At 53.8% G+C, this 15,782-nt stretch carries 10 protein-coding genes, 6 tRNA genes and 3 rRNA genes; all 19 read left to right on the top strand.

The window, feature by feature from the left end; all coding sequences use genetic code 11:
* Positions 1-31: 31 nt before the first annotated feature.
* The 19 genes from KQP88_RS21985 (at position 32) to rpoB (ending at position 15,769) form a co-directional block, all read left to right on the top strand.
* Positions 32-1,570, top strand: a 16S ribosomal RNA gene (locus KQP88_RS21985).
* A gap of 64 nt (positions 1,571-1,634) precedes the next feature.
* Positions 1,635-1,711: transfer RNA gene (locus KQP88_RS21980), tRNA-Ile, on the top strand.
* A 7-nt stretch (positions 1,712-1,718) separates the two neighbouring features.
* Positions 1,719-1,794, top strand: a tRNA-Ala gene (locus KQP88_RS21975).
* 258 nt (positions 1,795-2,052) lie between these two features.
* A 23S ribosomal RNA gene (locus KQP88_RS21970) occupies positions 2,053-4,945 on the top strand.
* Positions 4,946-5,078: 133 nt separating this feature from the next.
* Positions 5,079-5,194: ribosomal RNA gene (gene rrf / locus KQP88_RS21965) — 5S ribosomal RNA — on the top strand.
* The 16S, 23S and 5S rRNA genes sit together here with 2 tRNA genes alongside, the layout of an rRNA operon.
* Before the next feature lie 132 nt (positions 5,195-5,326).
* Positions 5,327-6,286: a bifunctional biotin--[acetyl-CoA-carboxylase] ligase/biotin operon repressor BirA gene (gene birA / locus KQP88_RS21960; protein ID WP_216704148.1), complete on the top strand. Its 960-nt coding sequence runs from the start codon at positions 5,327-5,329 to the stop codon at positions 6,284-6,286.
* Positions 6,276-7,025 carry a pantothenate kinase gene (locus KQP88_RS21955; RefSeq protein ID WP_216704147.1) on the top strand — a complete coding sequence of 250 codons (750 nt, stop codon included), beginning with the start codon at positions 6,276-6,278 and terminating at the stop codon, positions 7,023-7,025. The genes birA and KQP88_RS21955 overlap by 11 nt, the downstream gene beginning before the upstream one ends.
* A gap of 7 nt (positions 7,026-7,032) precedes the next feature.
* Positions 7,033-7,461 (top strand): hypothetical protein, encoded by a 429-nt coding sequence (locus KQP88_RS21950; protein WP_216706017.1) that lies wholly within the window; start codon positions 7,033-7,035, stop codon positions 7,459-7,461.
* Positions 7,462-7,603: 142 nt separating this feature from the next.
* Positions 7,604-7,688, top strand: a tRNA-Tyr gene (locus KQP88_RS21945).
* A gap of 24 nt (positions 7,689-7,712) precedes the next feature.
* Positions 7,713-7,786, top strand: a tRNA-Gly gene (locus KQP88_RS21940).
* Between the two features lie 26 nt (positions 7,787-7,812).
* Positions 7,813-7,888 (top strand) — tRNA-Thr (locus KQP88_RS21935).
* A 171-nt stretch (positions 7,889-8,059) separates the two neighbouring features.
* Positions 8,060-8,135, top strand: a tRNA-Trp gene (locus KQP88_RS21930).
* A gap of 46 nt (positions 8,136-8,181) precedes the next feature.
* The gene (secE, locus tag KQP88_RS21925; protein WP_025262063.1) at positions 8,182-8,550 is read left to right on the top strand and encodes a preprotein translocase subunit SecE; all 369 of its coding nucleotides are present in this window, start codon (positions 8,182-8,184) and stop codon (positions 8,548-8,550) included.
* Between the two features lie 9 nt (positions 8,551-8,559).
* Positions 8,560-9,093 (top strand): transcription termination/antitermination protein NusG, encoded by a 534-nt coding sequence (gene nusG / locus KQP88_RS21920; RefSeq protein WP_025262062.1) that lies wholly within the window; start codon positions 8,560-8,562, stop codon positions 9,091-9,093.
* Positions 9,094-9,211: 118 nt separating this feature from the next.
* Positions 9,212-9,643, top strand: a complete 432-nt coding sequence (gene rplK, locus KQP88_RS21915; protein WP_025262061.1) for a 50S ribosomal protein L11 — start codon at positions 9,212-9,214, stop codon at positions 9,641-9,643.
* Positions 9,643-10,338 (top strand): 50S ribosomal protein L1, encoded by a 696-nt coding sequence (gene rplA / locus KQP88_RS21910; protein ID WP_025262060.1) that lies wholly within the window; start codon positions 9,643-9,645, stop codon positions 10,336-10,338. The genes rplK and rplA overlap by 1 nt, the downstream gene beginning before the upstream one ends.
* Before the next feature lie 193 nt (positions 10,339-10,531).
* On the top strand, positions 10,532-11,032 hold the full coding sequence (gene rplJ / locus KQP88_RS21905; RefSeq protein ID WP_117163592.1) for a 50S ribosomal protein L10: 501 nt from the start codon (positions 10,532-10,534) through the stop codon (positions 11,030-11,032).
* Positions 11,033-11,110: 78 nt separating this feature from the next.
* Positions 11,111-11,476, top strand: a complete 366-nt coding sequence (rplL, locus tag KQP88_RS21900; protein ID WP_200994437.1) for a 50S ribosomal protein L7/L12 — start codon at positions 11,111-11,113, stop codon at positions 11,474-11,476.
* 219 nt (positions 11,477-11,695) lie between these two features.
* Positions 11,696-15,769, top strand: a complete 4,074-nt coding sequence (rpoB, locus tag KQP88_RS21895) for a DNA-directed RNA polymerase subunit beta (RefSeq protein WP_200986236.1) — start codon at positions 11,696-11,698, stop codon at positions 15,767-15,769.
* The last annotated feature ends 13 nt before the right edge of the window (positions 15,770-15,782 follow it).

The following is a 15,782-nucleotide window of genomic DNA, read 5'->3' as shown; positions in this document are numbered from 1 at the left end:
TTTAGGGTTTTCTCAAAACCCAACGATGTTTGAACTGAAGAGTTTGATCATGGCTCAGATTGAACGCTGGCGGCAGGCCTAACACATGCAAGTCGGGCGGCAGCACAGGTACTTGTACCGGGTGGCGAGCGGCGGACGGGTGAGTAATGCCTAGGAATCTGCCTGGTAGTGGGGGATAACGCTCGGAAACGGACGCTAATACCGCATACGTCCTACGGGAGAAAGCAGGGGACCTTCGGGCCTTGCGCTATCAGATGAGCCTAGGTCGGATTAGCTAGTTGGTGAGGTAAAGGCTCACCAAGGCGACGATCCGTAACTGGTCTGAGAGGATGATCAGTCACACTGGAACTGAGACACGGTCCAGACTCCTACGGGAGGCAGCAGTGGGGAATATTGGACAATGGGCGAAAGCCTGATCCAGCCATGCCGCGTGTGTGAAGAAGGTCTTCGGATTGTAAAGCACTTTAAGTTGGGAGGAAGGGTCGTTACCTAATACGTGACGATTTTGACGTTACCGACAGAATAAGCACCGGCTAACTCTGTGCCAGCAGCCGCGGTAATACAGAGGGTGCAAGCGTTAATCGGAATTACTGGGCGTAAAGCGCGCGTAGGTGGTTCGTTAAGTTGGATGTGAAATCCCCGGGCTCAACCTGGGAACTGCATCCAAAACTGGCGAGCTAGAGTAGGGCAGAGGGTGGTGGAATTTCCTGTGTAGCGGTGAAATGCGTAGATATAGGAAGGAACACCAGTGGCGAAGGCGACCACCTGGGCTCATACTGACACTGAGGTGCGAAAGCGTGGGGAGCAAACAGGATTAGATACCCTGGTAGTCCACGCCGTAAACGATGTCAACTAGCCGTTGGAATCCTTGAGATTTTAGTGGCGCAGCTAACGCATTAAGTTGACCGCCTGGGGAGTACGGCCGCAAGGTTAAAACTCAAATGAATTGACGGGGGCCCGCACAAGCGGTGGAGCATGTGGTTTAATTCGAAGCAACGCGAAGAACCTTACCAGGCCTTGACATCCAGTGAACTTACCAGAGATGGTTTGGTGCCTTCGGGAACACTGAGACAGGTGCTGCATGGCTGTCGTCAGCTCGTGTCGTGAGATGTTGGGTTAAGTCCCGTAACGAGCGCAACCCTTGTCCTTAGTTACCAGCACGTGATGGTGGGCACTCTAAGGAGACTGCCGGTGACAAACCGGAGGAAGGTGGGGATGACGTCAAGTCATCATGGCCCTTACGGCCTGGGCTACACACGTGCTACAATGGTCGGTACAGAGGGTTGCCAAGCCGCGAGGTGGAGCTAATCTCACAAAACCGATCGTAGTCCGGATCGCAGTCTGCAACTCGACTGCGTGAAGTCGGAATCGCTAGTAATCGCGAATCAGAATGTCGCGGTGAATACGTTCCCGGGCCTTGTACACACCGCCCGTCACACCATGGGAGTGGGTTGCACCAGAAGTAGCTAGTCTAACCTTCGGGGGGACGGTTACCACGGTGTGATTCATGACTGGGGTGAAGTCGTAACAAGGTAGCCGTAGGGGAACCTGCGGCTGGATCACCTCCTTAATCGACGACTCAGCTTTGCCATAAGCTCCCACACGAATTGCTTGATTCATTGAAGAAGACGATTGGGTCTGTAGCTCAGTTGGTTAGAGCGCACCCCTGATAAGGGTGAGGTCGGCAGTTCGAATCTGCCCAGACCCACCAATTGTTTGGGGCCATAGCTCAGCTGGGAGAGCGCCTGCCTTGCACGCAGGAGGTCAGCGGTTCGATCCCGCTTGGCTCCACCATACATTGGTCAGCATCAAGTGCTGCAGCAGCAACCACAGTCAAAGCTTAGAAATGAGCATTCCACCGAGACGGTGCCTGAATGTTGATTTCTGATCTTTATCAGAATCGTTCTTTAAAAATTTGGGTATGTAATAGAAAGTTAGACTGTGAACCACTTTCACTGGTGGAATCACAGGCTAAGGTAAAATTTGTGAGTGAATTGCAAATTTTCGGCGAATGTCGTCTTCACAGTATAACCAGATTGCTTGGGGTTATATGGTCAAGTGAAGAAGCGCATACGGTGGATGCCTTGGCAGTCAGAGGCGATGAAAGACGTGGTAGCCTGCGAAAAGCTTCGGGGAGTCGGCAAACAGACTGTGATCCGGAGATGTCTGAATGGGGGAACCCAGCTGTCATAAGACAGTTATCTTGTACTGAATACATAGGTGCAAGAGGCGAACCAGGGGAACTGAAACATCTAAGTACCCTGAGGAAAAGAAATCAACCGAGATTCCCTTAGTAGTGGCGAGCGAACGGGGACCAGCCCTTAAGTTGAGTTGAGATTAGCGGAACGCTCTGGAAAGTGCGGCCATAGTGGGTGATAGCCCTGTACGCGAAAATCTCTTGTCAATGAAATCGAGTAGGACGGGGCACGAGAAACCTTGTCTGAACATGGGGGGACCATCCTCCAAGGCTAAATACTACTGACTGACCGATAGTGAACCAGTACCGTGAGGGAAAGGCGAAAAGAACCCCGGAGAGGGGAGTGAAATAGATCCTGAAACCGTATGCGTACAAGCAGTGGGAGCCCACTTTGTTGGGTGACTGCGTACCTTTTGTATAATGGGTCAGCGACTTATATTCAGTGGCAAGCTTAACCGAATAGGGGAGGCGTAGCGAAAGCGAGTCTTAATAGGGCGTTTAGTCGCTGGGTATAGACCCGAAACCGGGCGATCTATCCATGGGCAGGTTGAAGGTTAGGTAACACTGACTGGAGGACCGAACCGACTACCGTTGAAAAGTTAGCGGATGACCTGTGGATCGGAGTGAAAGGCTAATCAAGCTCGGAGATAGCTGGTTCTCCTCGAAAGCTATTTAGGTAGCGCCTCATGTATCACTGTAGGGGGTAGAGCACTGTTTCGGCTAGGGGGTCATCCCGACTTACCAAACCGATGCAAACTCCGAATACCTGCAAGTGCCGAGCATGGGAGACACACGGCGGGTGCTAACGTCCGTCGTGAAAAGGGAAACAACCCAGACCGTCAGCTAAGGTCCCAAAGTCATGGTTAAGTGGGAAACGATGTGGGAAGGCTTAGACAGCTAGGAGGTTGGCTTAGAAGCAGCCACCCTTTAAAGAAAGCGTAATAGCTCACTAGTCGAGTCGGCCTGCGCGGAAGATGTAACGGGGCTCAAACCATGCACCGAAGCTACGGGTATCACCTTCGGGTGATGCGGTAGAGGAGCGTTCTGTAAGCCTGTGAAGGTGAGTTGAGAAGCTTGCTGGAGGTATCAGAAGTGCGAATGCTGACATGAGTAACGACAATGGGTGTGAAAAACACCCACGCCGAAAGACCAAGGTTTCCTGCGCAACGTTAATCGACGCAGGGTTAGTCGGTCCCTAAGGCGAGGCTGAAAAGCGTAGTCGATGGAAAACAGGTTAATATTCCTGTACTTCTGGTTATTGCGATGGAGGGACGGAGAAGGCTAGGCCAGCTTGGCGTTGGTTGTCCAAGTTTAAGGTGGTAGGCTGAGATCTTAGGTAAATCCGGGGTCTCAAGGCCGAGAGCTGATGACGAGTGTTCTTTCGAACACGAAGTGGTTGATGCCATGCTTCCAAGAAAAGCTTCTAAGCTTCAGGTAACCAGGAACCGTACCCCAAACCGACACAGGTGGTTGGGTAGAGAATACCAAGGCGCTTGAGAGAACTCGGGTGAAGGAACTAGGCAAAATGGCACCGTAACTTCGGGAGAAGGTGCGCCGGTGAGGGTGAAGGACTTGCTCCGTAAGCTCATGCCGGTCGAAGATACCAGGCCGCTGCGACTGTTTATTAAAAACACAGCACTCTGCAAACACGAAAGTGGACGTATAGGGTGTGACGCCTGCCCGGTGCCGGAAGGTTAATTGATGGGGTTAGCGCAAGCGAAGCTCTTGATCGAAGCCCCGGTAAACGGCGGCCGTAACTATAACGGTCCTAAGGTAGCGAAATTCCTTGTCGGGTAAGTTCCGACCTGCACGAATGGCGTAACGATGGCGGCGCTGTCTCCACCCGAGACTCAGTGAAATTGAAATCGCTGTGAAGATGCAGTGTATCCGCGGCTAGACGGAAAGACCCCGTGAACCTTTACTATAGCTTTGCACTGGACTTTGAATTTGCTTGTGTAGGATAGGTGGGAGGCTTTGAAGCGTGGACGCCAGTCTGCGTGGAGCCATCCTTGAAATACCACCCTGGCAACTTTGAGGTTCTAACTCAGGTCCGTTATCCGGATCGAGGACAGTGTATGGTGGGTAGTTTGACTGGGGCGGTCTCCTCCTAAAGAGTAACGGAGGAGTACGAAGGTGCGCTCAGACCGGTCGGAAATCGGTCGTAGAGTATAAAGGCAAAAGCGCGCTTGACTGCGAGACAGACACGTCGAGCAGGTACGAAAGTAGGTCTTAGTGATCCGGTGGTTCTGTATGGAAGGGCCATCGCTCAACGGATAAAAGGTACTCCGGGGATAACAGGCTGATACCGCCCAAGAGTTCATATCGACGGCGGTGTTTGGCACCTCGATGTCGGCTCATCACATCCTGGGGCTGAAGCCGGTCCCAAGGGTATGGCTGTTCGCCATTTAAAGTGGTACGCGAGCTGGGTTTAGAACGTCGTGAGACAGTTCGGTCCCTATCTGCCGTGGACGTTTGAGATTTGAGAGGGGCTGCTCCTAGTACGAGAGGACCGGAGTGGACGAACCTCTGGTGTTCCGGTTGTCACGCCAGTGGCATTGCCGGGTAGCTATGTTCGGAAAAGATAACCGCTGAAAGCATCTAAGCGGGAAACTTGCCTCAAGATGAGATCTCACTGGAACCTTGAGTTCCCTGAAGGGCCGTCGAAGACTACGACGTTGATAGGTGGGGTGTGTAAGTGCTGTGAGGCATTGAGCTAACCCATACTAATTGCCCGTGAGGCTTGACCATATAACACCCAAGCAATCTGCTGACGCAGGTTGTGGTGAGTGAAGATGACGAACCGAAAGTTTGCGCCACCCACACATTCTATTACACACCCATTCGCTGGCACGTGAATCATCACGCACCGGCTACCGAATTTCTTGACGACCATAGAGCATTGGAACCACCTGATCCCATCCCGAACTCAGCAGTGAAACGATGCATCGCCGATGGTAGTGTGGGGTTTCCCCATGTGAGAGTAGGTCATCGTCAAGATTACATTCCGAAACCCCCATCTGCTCACGCAGGTGGGGGTTTTGTCTTTTGGCTCGAAAAACACTTTTTCGTTTCTATGCATCCCAGGCTTGCGTGGCTATCATGCGTGCCTCATTGCTAGGCGATATTTACATGATGACCTTGTTAAGGCTTCTGGCCGATGGCGAGTTTCACTCCGGGCAGGTTTTGGGTGATGTGCTCGGTGTCAGCCGAAGCGCCGTCTGGAAGCGGCTTCAACAGCTTGAGGCTGAGTTGGGCGTTGAGGTTCATAAGGTGCGTGGCCGTGGCTATCGGCTTGCCAGCCCGGTTTCTCTTCTGTCTGCGCCGTCCATATCGCAAATGGGGTTTCCTGCGGGCTGGTCGGTTCATGTCGCAAACTCGGTCGATTCTACAAATGCCGAAGCGGTGCGTCAGATCGGCCTGGGCGCTGCCATGCCTATGCTGGTTCTGGCAGAAAGCCAGACGGCTGGAAGAGGGCGTCGTGGTCGCAAGTGGGTGAGCCCCTTTGGTGAAAACCTGTATTACAGCCTGGCGTTGCGCGTGGATGGCGGAATGCGTCAGCTTGAGGGGCTCAGCCTGCTGGTCGGGCTTGCGGTCATGCAGGTCCTGCGTGAGTCAGGAGTCAAGGGTGCAGGCCTCAAGTGGCCTAACGATGTTCTCGTAGGTCGACGCAAGATTGCCGGCATCCTTCTTGAGCTGATCGGTGACCCTGCAGATGTGTGTCATGTCGTGATAGGCATAGGCGTCAACGTCAATATGCAGACCTCCGTCGACGTGGATCAGTCCTGGACGTCTCTGCGTCTTGAGACGGGCGCTCTTTCTGATCGCAATAATCTGGCTGCCCGTTTGAGTCAAAAGCTTGATGCCTTGCTCGCCCTGCATCGTGAGAGGGGTTTTGCAGCGTTTCAGGCTGAGTGGGAGCAAGGACACTTGTGGCAGGGTTGTGCTGTCACCCTGCTTTCGGGTGCCGAGGTGGTCGAGGGTGTAGTCTTGGGTATTGATGTGCTGGGTGCGTTGCGCCTCGATGTAGGTGGCGTGGAGAAAAGCTTTAGTGGTGGTGAGCTCAGCCTGAGGTTGCGTGATGATACTTGAACTCGACTGTGGGAATAGCTTCATCAAGTGGCGTGTAATTGATGTAGGAGGTGTGGCTCGATTTGCGGGTGGTGTCGTCGATTCCGATAGTGCGCTGCTGGAGCATCTGTTGCACCTTCCAGGGTTGAAGTTGAGTGCCTGCCGTCTGGTCAGTGTCCGTAGCGCCGAGGAAACCGAGAAGCTTGTGGCTGCTCTTGTTCAGGCCTTCTCGATTCACCCTGTCTGTGCGATGCCTGCAAGAGAGCTGGCGGGGGTTGAGAATGGATACGACGACTACGAGCGGTTGGGGCTCGACCGCTGGCTTGCGTTTGTAGGTGCTTATCACATAGCCCGAAAGGCGTGCCTGGTCATTGATCTGGGTACGGCTGTGACCTCTGATTTCGTTGATGCGGATGGTCGGCACCTGGGAGGCTTCATATGTCCGGGTATGCCGTTGATGCGTAACCAATTGCGCACCCATACGCGGCGTATCCGATACGACGATGCTGCGGCCGAGCGTGCGCTGGTCAGCTTCGTTCCTGGGCGTGCAACTTCCGAGGCTGTCGAGCGTGGTTGCTCCCTGATGTTGAGAGGCTTTGCCCTGACGCAACTGGAGTTGGCGCGCAATTACTGGGGTGATGATTTTTGTGTCTTCGTAACCGGCGGCGATGCGGGGCTGGTCGAGGATGTCCTGACTGATGTTCGAGTGGTGCCTGACCTGGTTTTCGTCGGTCTGGCTCTGGCCTGTCCGTTGCGCTGAGGTTTTTATGCGTTGGCTATTCCTTTTGCTGTTGATGCTCAATGCCTTTTATTACATCTGGCATCAGCAAGAAGCTCCTTTGCGTGCCAAGGAGGTGCTGCCTTTGTCGTTGTACCGTGCTCCCCAGCAGGATATCCGGCTGCTCAGCGAGTCCGACGTGGGGCGCGCCTCTCGCGAGGCGGAAAGTAGCTGTCTGTATCTAGGGGGCTTTCCACGCCAGGAGGAGGCGCGTGCTGTCGAGCAGCGTTTCAATAGCCTGGATGTGCAGTCGCAGTTTCAGGTCTTGCCGTCGGGTGGTGTGACAGGCTACTGGCTCAGGATCTCTCCTGAAAGTCGTCGTCTGGTCGGTGATGGAATGCTCAATCAGTTGCTTCAGGATTTCCCGCAATTAAAAAACAAAATAATGTCTTGTGAGGGCATTGCAACTGCCGATTAGTTTGCATAGAATGGCGCCCGCTTCGCAGTGAGGTGTAAACCTCGCAAGTGAAGCAGCAGTAGTCAACGCATGTAACCTCAGGTTTTTAATGAGAAAAAGGTTGACAGAAGGGCAGTAAGCATTGAGAATGCTGCCTCGCTTAGGAGGGGTTCCCGAGCGGCCAAAGGGATCAGACTGTAAATCTGACGTCTACGACTTCGAAGGTTCGAATCCTTCCCCCTCCACCATATTTAGCGCGAGCTGCAAGTTGTGCGGGTATAGTTTAGTGGTAGAACCTCAGCCTTCCAAGCTGATGATGCGGGTTCGATTCCCGCTACCCGCTCCATGTTTGCGGTTCTTGCAAAGTGTTTCGCTCTTGTAGCTCAGTTGGTAGAGCACACCCTTGGTAAGGGTGAGGTCAGCGGTTCAAATCCGCTCAAGAGCTCCATTGTTCAAAGGCAGATATGAAAATATCTGCCTTTGTTTTAAGTGGCTTCACTCTTGAAGTGTTGTGCTTAAAGCTTTCAGCATCTGTCGGCAGCATCTGTTGATGGTTTCTGAATGAGGTGTTGAAAAACTCTTGTCGGGTCCGCATAATGGTCGGCCTGATTTTGCTTTTAGGTCAGTAGCTCAATTGGCAGAGCGACGGTCTCCAAAACCGTAGGTTGGGGGTTCGATTCCCTCCTGACCTGCCAGATTCCCTAGATGTAATCTGGCTTTCTTTTCACAGGATCTCCGTAGATGAATCCCAAGGCTGAAGCATCAGACTCGCGCTTTGACTCGCTGAAATGGCTCTTGGTAGTCGCTTTGGTTGTAGTTGGTGTCGTCGGTAATCAGTATTACTCGTCCGCTCCGATTCTGTACCGTGTTCTCGTACTTCTTGTCATTGCTGCCGTTGCTGCGTTTGTTGCTCTTCAAACCGGTAAAGGCAAGGCATTCTTTGTCCTGGCAAAAGAAGCGCGTGCAGAGATCCGTAAAGTCGTATGGCCTACTCGCCAAGAGACCACGCAGACCACTTTGATTGTGGTGGCTGTCGTTCTGGTCATGGCGTTGCTGTTGTGGGGGCTTGATTCCCTGCTCGGCTGGCTTGTTTCCTTGATAGTTGGCTAAGGGTGTCCCGTGGCTAAGCGTTGGTACGTAGTGCATGCTTACTCGGGTTACGAGAAGCATGTAATGCGCTCGTTGATCGAGCGTGTGAAGCTGGCAGGCATGGAAGATGGCTTCGGCGAAATTCTGGTTCCCACTGAAGAAGTGGTTGAAATGCGTAATGGCCAGAAGCGCAAAAGCGAGCGTAAATTCTTCCCTGGTTACGTGCTTGTACAGATGGAAATGAATGAGGGTACTTGGCACTTGGTCAAGGATACTCCTCGCGTCATGGGCTTTATCGGCGGTACTGCTGATAAGCCAGCTCCAATCACCGACAAAGAAGCAGAAGCAATTTTGCGTCGCGTTGCTGATGGTAGCGATAAGCCGAAGCCAAAAACACTGTTCGAGCCAGGTGAAGTTGTTCGTGTCACCGATGGTCCGTTCGCTGATTTTAATGGCACGGTCGAAGAAGTTAACTACGAAAAGAGCCGTATCCAAGTGGCGGTGCTCATTTTCGGACGTTCTACTCCGGTAGAGCTGGAGTTCAGTCAGGTCGAAAAGGCATAACTGAGCTGGAATCCCATACCCCGCAGCCTAAGGCTGTGGGGTTTTTTCGTCACTGGGATATACGTGTAAGTAGCCGGGGAGCCCTAAAGGGCGTTTGAACCCGTAATTGGAGTGCCTCATGGCCAAGAAGATAACCGCATACATCAAGCTGCAAGTGAAAGCCGCTCAGGCTAACCCGAGCCCGCCAGTTGGTCCTGCTCTGGGTCAGCACGGTGTGAACATCATGGAATTCTGTAAAGCATTCAACGCCCGTACTCAGGGTCTTGAGCCAGGCTTGCCGACTCCAGTGATCATCACTGTATACAGCGACCGTAGCTTCACTTTTGAAACAAAAAGTACTCCTGCCTCTGTTCTGCTGAAGAAAGCTGCAGGCTTGACCAGCGGCTCGGCTCGCCCGAACACCGTTAAAGTTGGCACCGTGACTCGTGCTCAGCTGGAAGACATCGCTAAAGCAAAAAGCGCTGATCTGACTGCTGCAGACCTGGAAGCGGCCGTGCGTACTATCGCCGGTTCCGCTCGTAGCATGGGCCTTAACGTGGAGGGTGTGTAATGGCTAAGTTGACCAAACGTCAAAAGGCAATCGCTAGCAAGCTTGAAGCTGGCAAAGCCTACAACTTCGTAGACGCTGCTGCTCTGCTGACCGAGCTGTCTACCGTCAAGTTCAGCGAGTCCGTAGACGTTGCTGTTAACCTGGGCGTCGATCCTCGTAAATCCGACCAGGTTGTTCGTAGCGCAACTGTTCTGCCGCACGGTACCGGTAAAACCGTACGTGTTGCTGTCTTCACCCAAGGCCCGGCTGCTGAAGCTGCTCTGGCTGCCGGTGCTGATCGCGTTGGTATGGACGATCTGGCTGCCGAAATGAAAGCTGGCGACCTGAACTACGACGTAGTTATCGCTTCTCCTGATGCGATGCGTGTTGTTGGTCAGTTGGGTCAGGTTCTGGGTCCACGCGGCCTGATGCCTAACCCTAAAGTCGGTACCGTTACTCCTGACGTCGCTAACGCCGTCAAGAACGCGAAGGCTGGTCAGGTTCGTTATCGCACCGACAAAAACGGCATCATCCACACTTCCGTTGGCAAGGTCGGTTTCGACGCAGTCAAGCTGAAGGAAAACGTTGAAGCCCTGATCGCTGACCTCAAGCGCATCAAGCCTGCTTCTTCGAAAGGTATCTACGTCAAGCGCGTTACCCTGAGCACCACCATGGGCCCGGGCCTGGTCATCGACCAAGGTTCCCTGGACGCGTAAGACAGAAGTAACACAGTTTTGTGTTACGAAAGATTGGGGTCCCTGCCTGGCGGGGGCTATCCAAGACCGTAGGCGACGCAAGTCTTAAACCACAAGCCTACGCAGATGGTGCTCCCGGTTCCTTACCGAATCAGACACCAAAACGACATCCGGCTCAGGCCAGATGAAACGGTAACAAGCAGGAGTTAAACCCGTGGCAATTAAACTCGAAGACAAGAAGGCCATCGTCGCTGAAGTCAACGAGGCTGCCAAAGTTGCTCTGTCCGCTGTCGTGGCTGATGCCCGTGGCGTTACAGTAGGCGCAATGACCGGACTCCGTAAAGAGGCTCGTGAAGCTGGCGTATACGTGCGTGTAGTGCGTAACACCCTGCTCAAGCGCGCTGTTGAAGGTACTGAATACAGTGTCCTCAATGACGCGTTCACAGGCCCGACCTTGATCGCCTTCTCCAATGAGCATCCAGGCGCTGCTGCGCGTTTGTTCAAAGAGTTTGCGAAAGGTCAGGACAAGTTCGAGATCAAGGCAGCTGCGTTCGAGGGCAAGTTCCTCGCAGCTAATCAGATCGACGTACTGGCAACCTTGCCGACCCGTGACGAAGCAATTTCCCAGCTGATGAGCGTGATTCAAGGCGCTACCAGCAAATTGGCTCGTACTCTGGCGGCTGTTCGCGAGCAGAAGGAAGCTGCTGCAGCCTAAGGCTGAGCGTCTTTTCTCGCGTATCTTTGTTTATTTCGATGGTCGCGTAGGCCGTCCCCCAATTCAGGAATTAGATTCATGTCTATCTCTCAAGACGATATCCTCAACGCAGTAGCCGAGATGTCCGTTCTGCAAGTCGTTGAGCTGATCAAGGCTTTCGAAGAAAAATTCGGCGTAAGCGCTGCCGCTGCTTCTGCTGGCCCAGCTGTTGCTGCTGCTGTTGTTGAAGAGCAAACCGAATTCAACGTCATGCTGACCGAAGCTGGCGAGAAGAAAGTTAACGTCATTAAAGCAGTTCGTGAACTGACCGGTCTGGGCCTGAAAGAAGCCAAGGCAGTCGTTGACGGCGCTCCAGCAATGGTTCTGGAAGCAGTAGCTAAAGACGCTGCTGAAAAAGCCAAAGCTGCTCTGGAAGAAGCAGGCGCCAAAGTCGAGCTGAAATAAGCATCGATTTTGAACGTCCAGCCCACGCGTTAAGCGAAAGGCTGATGGCTGGTGGCTTTTGCCACCGGCCTTTTTCCGTTACAGACGATTGGCTTTGCTAACGTCCATAACGTGCAAGAACCACCAAGATGGTGGCGCAGACCAAGGGGTTTGCACGATTTTCTGGCTGCTTCCGTCGGAGGGAGCCAAACAAGCAGGTGACCAAGCTGGGGAACGCTGATGGCTTACTCATATACTGAGAAAAAACGTATCCGCAAGGACTTTAGCAAGTTGCCGGACGTAATGGATGTGCCGTATCTACTGGCCATCCAGCTGGATTCGTATCGCGAATTCCTGCAGGCGGGAGCGACCAAAGATCAGTTCCGCGACGTCGGTCTGCATGCAGCCTTCAAATCCGTTTTCCCGATCATCAGCTACTCCGGCAATGCTGCGCTGGAGTATGTAGGTTATCGCTTGGGCGAACCGGCATTTGATGTCAAAGAGTGCGTGCTGCGCGGTGTGACTTACGCTGTACCTCTGCGAGTCAAGGTCCGTCTGATCATCTTCGACAAAGAGTCGTCGAACAAAGCGATCAAGGACATCAAAGAGCAAGAAGTCTACATGGGTGAAATCCCCCTGATGACTGAAAACGGTACCTTCGTTATCAACGGTACCGAGCGTGTAATCGTGTCCCAGCTTCACCGTTCGCCAGGCGTATTCTTCGACCACGATCGTGGCAAGACGCATAGCTCCGGCAAGCTGCTGTACTCCGCTCGCATCATTCCTTACCGTGGCTCGTGGCTGGACTTCGAGTTCGATCCGAAAGACTGCGTATTCGTCCGTATCGACCGTCGTCGCAAGCTGCCTGCTTCCGTACTGCTGCGCGCTCTGGGTTACACGACCGAGCAAGTGCTTGATGCGTTTTATACCACCAACGTTTTCCATGTTCGCGGTGAAAACCTGAGCCTGGAACTGGTGCCTCAGCGCCTGCGTGGTGAAATTGCGGTCCTCGATATCCAGGATGGCAACGGCAAGGTTATTGTCGAGCAAGGTCGCCGTATTACCGCTCGCCACATCAATCAGCTGGAAAAAGCCGGGATCAAAGAGCTGGAAGTGCCGCTGGACTACGTCCTGGGCCGCACTACCGCCAAGGTCATCGTGCATCCTGCGACTGGTGAAATCATCGCTGAATGCAACACCGAGCTGAACACTGAAATCCTGGCAAAAATCGCCAAGGCTCAGGTCGTTCGGATCGAGACTCTGTACACCAACGACATCGATTGCGGTCCGTTCATCTCCGACACATTGAAGATCGATTCCACCGGCAACCAACTGGAAGCCCTGGTCGAAATCTATCGCATGATGCGTCCTGGTGAGCCACCGACCAAAGATGCCGCTGAAACACTGTTCAACAACCTGTTCTTCAGCCCAGAGCGCTATGACCTGTCTGCTGTAGGCCGCATGAAGTTCAACCGTCGTATCGGTCGCACCGAGATCGAAGGTTCGGGCGTCCTGTGCAAGGAAGACATCGTTGCCGTTCTGAAGACTCTCGTCGATATCCGTAACGGTAAAGGCATTGTCGATGACATCGATCACCTGGGTAACCGTCGTGTTCGTTGCGTTGGCGAAATGGCCGAGAACCAGTTCCGTGTCGGTCTGGTCCGCGTAGAGCGTGCTGTAAAAGAACGTCTGTCCATGGCAGAAAGCGAAGGCCTGATGCCTCAGGACCTGATCAACGCCAAGCCTGTCGCTGCGGCAGTCAAGGAGTTCTTCGGTTCCAGCCAGCTTTCCCAGTTCATGGACCAGAACAACCCGCTGTCCGAGATTACCCACAAGCGCCGTGTTTCTGCACTCGGCCCTGGTGGTCTGACTCGTGAGCGCGCCGGCTTTGAAGTTCGTGACGTACACCCGACTCACTACGGTCGTGTATGCCCGATTGAAACGCCGGAAGGTCCGAACATCGGCCTGATCAACTCCCTGGCGGCCTACGCCCGTACCAACCAGTATGGTTTCCTCGAGAGCCCGTACCGCGTTGTGAAAGAAGGCCTGGTAACCGACGAAATCGTTTTCCTTTCGGCAATCGAAGAAGCGGACCACGTCATTGCACAGGCTTCGGCCGCAATGAACGACAAGAATGAGCTGATCGACGAGCTGGTAGCCGTTCGTCACCTGAACGAATTTACCGTCAAGGCGCCTGCCGACGTAACCCTGATGGACGTTTCGCCCAAGCAGGTAGTTTCGGTCGCAGCTTCCCTGATTCCGTTCCTCGAGCACGACGACGCCAACCGTGCGTTGATGGGTTCGAACATGCAGCGTCAGGCTGTACCAACCCTGCGTGCCGACAAGCCGCTGGTAGGTACTGGCATGGAGCGTAACGTTGCCCGTGACTCCGGCGTTTGCGTCGTGGCTCGTCGTGGCGGCGTGATCGACTCGGTCGATGCAAGCCGTATCGTTGTGCGCGTTGCCGATGACGAAGTTGAAACGGGCGAGGCGGGTGTAGATATCTACAACCTGACCAAGTACACCCGTTCGAACCAGAACACCTGCATCAACCAGCGTCCGCTGGTGAGCAAGGGTGATCGCGTTCAGCGCAGCGACATCATGGCCGACGGTCCGTCCACCGACATGGGTGAGCTGGCTCTGGGTCAGAACATGCGCATCGCGTTCATGGCCTGGAACGGTTTCAACTTCGAAGACTCCATCTGTCTGTCCGAGCGTGTGGTTCAGGAAGATCGTTTCACCACGATCCATATCCAGGAACTCACTTGCGTTGCTCGTGACACCAAGCTTGGCCCAGAGGAAATCACTGCTGACATCCCTAACGTGGGTGAAGCGGCTCTGAACAAACTGGACGAAGCCGGTATCGTTTATGTGGGTGCCGAAGTGGGCGCCGGCGACATCCTGGTTGGCAAGGTCACCCCTAAAGGTGAAACCCAGCTGACTCCGGAAGAAAAACTGCTGCGCGCCATCTTCGGTGAAAAAGCCAGCGACGTTAAAGACACTTCCCTGCGTGTACCTACCGGTACCAAGGGTACTGTCATCGACGTTCAGGTCTTCACCCGTGATGGTGTAGAGCGTGATGCTCGTGCACTTTCCATCGAGAAGTCGCAACTCGACGAGATCCGCAAGGACCTGAACGAAGAGTTCCGTATCGTCGAAGGCGCTACTTTCGAGCGTCTGCGTGCTGCTCTGGTTGGTCGCGTAGTTGAAGGCGGTGCTGGCCTGAAGAAAGGTCAGGAAATCACCGATGAAGTTCTGGACGGTCTTGAACATGGTCAGTGGTTCAAACTGCGCATGGCTGAAGATGCTCTGAACGAGCAGCTCGAAAAGGCACAGGCTTACATCGTTGATCGTCGTCGTCTGCTCGATGACAAGTTTGAAGACAAGAAGCGCAAGCTGCAGCAGGGTGATGACCTTGCTCCAGGCGTTCTGAAAATCGTCAAGGTCTACCTGGCAATCCGTCGTCGCATCCAGCCGGGCGACAAGATGGCCGGTCGCCACGGTAACAAGGGTGTGGTCTCCGTGATCATGCCGGTTGAAGACATGCCACACGATGCCAATGGCACGCCTGTGGACATCGTACTCAACCCGCTGGGCGTACCTTCGCGTATGAACGTTGGTCAGATTCTCGAAACTCACCTGGGCCTCGCGGCCAAAGGTCTGGGCGAGAAGATCAATCGCATGCTCGAAGAACAGCGTAAAGTTGCCGAACTGCGCAAGTTCCTCAACGAGATCTACAACGAAATCGGCGGTCGCCAGGAAAGCCTGGATGATCTGTCCGACAAGGAAGTTCAAGACCTCGCGAAGAACCTTCGCAATGGCGTGCCTATGGCTACTCCGGTTTTCGACGGTGCCAAAGAGCGTGAAATCAAGGCAATGCTCAAACTGGCAGACATGCCGGAAAGCGGCCAGATGCAACTGTTTGACGGTCGTACCGGCAACAAGTTTGAGCGCGCTGTAACTGTTGGCTACATGTACATGCTGAAGCTGAACCACTTGGTGGACGACAAGATGCACGCGCGTTCCACTGGTTCTTACAGCCTGGTTACCCAGCAGCCGCTGGGTGGTAAGGCGCAGTTCGGTGGTCAGCGTTTCGGGGAGATGGAAGTGTGGGCGCTGGAAGCATACGGCGCGGCGTACACTCTGCAAGAAATGCTCACAGTGAAGTCGGACGATGTGAACGGTCGTACCAAGATGTACAAAAACATCGTGGACGGCGATCACCGTATGGAGCCGGGCATGCCCGAGTCCTTCAACGTGTTGATCAAAGAAATCCGTTCGCTCGGTATCGATATCGATCTGGAAACCGAATAACACGTGACGCGAA

The sequence above is a fragment of the Pseudomonas lijiangensis genome (genome assembly GCF_018968705.1).
In the GTDB taxonomy this organism is placed as follows: Bacteria; Pseudomonadota; Gammaproteobacteria; order Pseudomonadales; family Pseudomonadaceae; genus Aquipseudomonas; species Aquipseudomonas lijiangensis.
This window is presented reverse-complemented; position numbering and strand designations above follow the sequence as displayed.

Coding starts and splice junctions, on each gene's coding strand:
- birA (WP_216704148.1), top strand. CDS start 5,327: ATGATGACCTTGTTAAGGCTTCTGGCCGATGGCGAGTTTCACTCCGGG.
- KQP88_RS21955 (WP_216704147.1), top strand. CDS start 6,276: ATGATACTTGAACTCGACTGTGGGAATAGCTTCATCAAGTGGCGTGTA.
- KQP88_RS21950 (WP_216706017.1), top strand. CDS start 7,033: ATGCGTTGGCTATTCCTTTTGCTGTTGATGCTCAATGCCTTTTATTAC.
- secE (WP_025262063.1), top strand. CDS start 8,182: ATGAATCCCAAGGCTGAAGCATCAGACTCGCGCTTTGACTCGCTGAAA.
- rplK (WP_025262061.1), top strand. CDS start 9,212: ATGGCCAAGAAGATAACCGCATACATCAAGCTGCAAGTGAAAGCCGCT.
- rplA (WP_025262060.1), top strand. CDS start 9,643: ATGGCTAAGTTGACCAAACGTCAAAAGGCAATCGCTAGCAAGCTTGAA.
- rplL (WP_200994437.1), top strand. CDS start 11,111: ATGTCTATCTCTCAAGACGATATCCTCAACGCAGTAGCCGAGATGTCC.
- rpoB (WP_200986236.1), top strand. CDS start 11,696: ATGGCTTACTCATATACTGAGAAAAAACGTATCCGCAAGGACTTTAGC.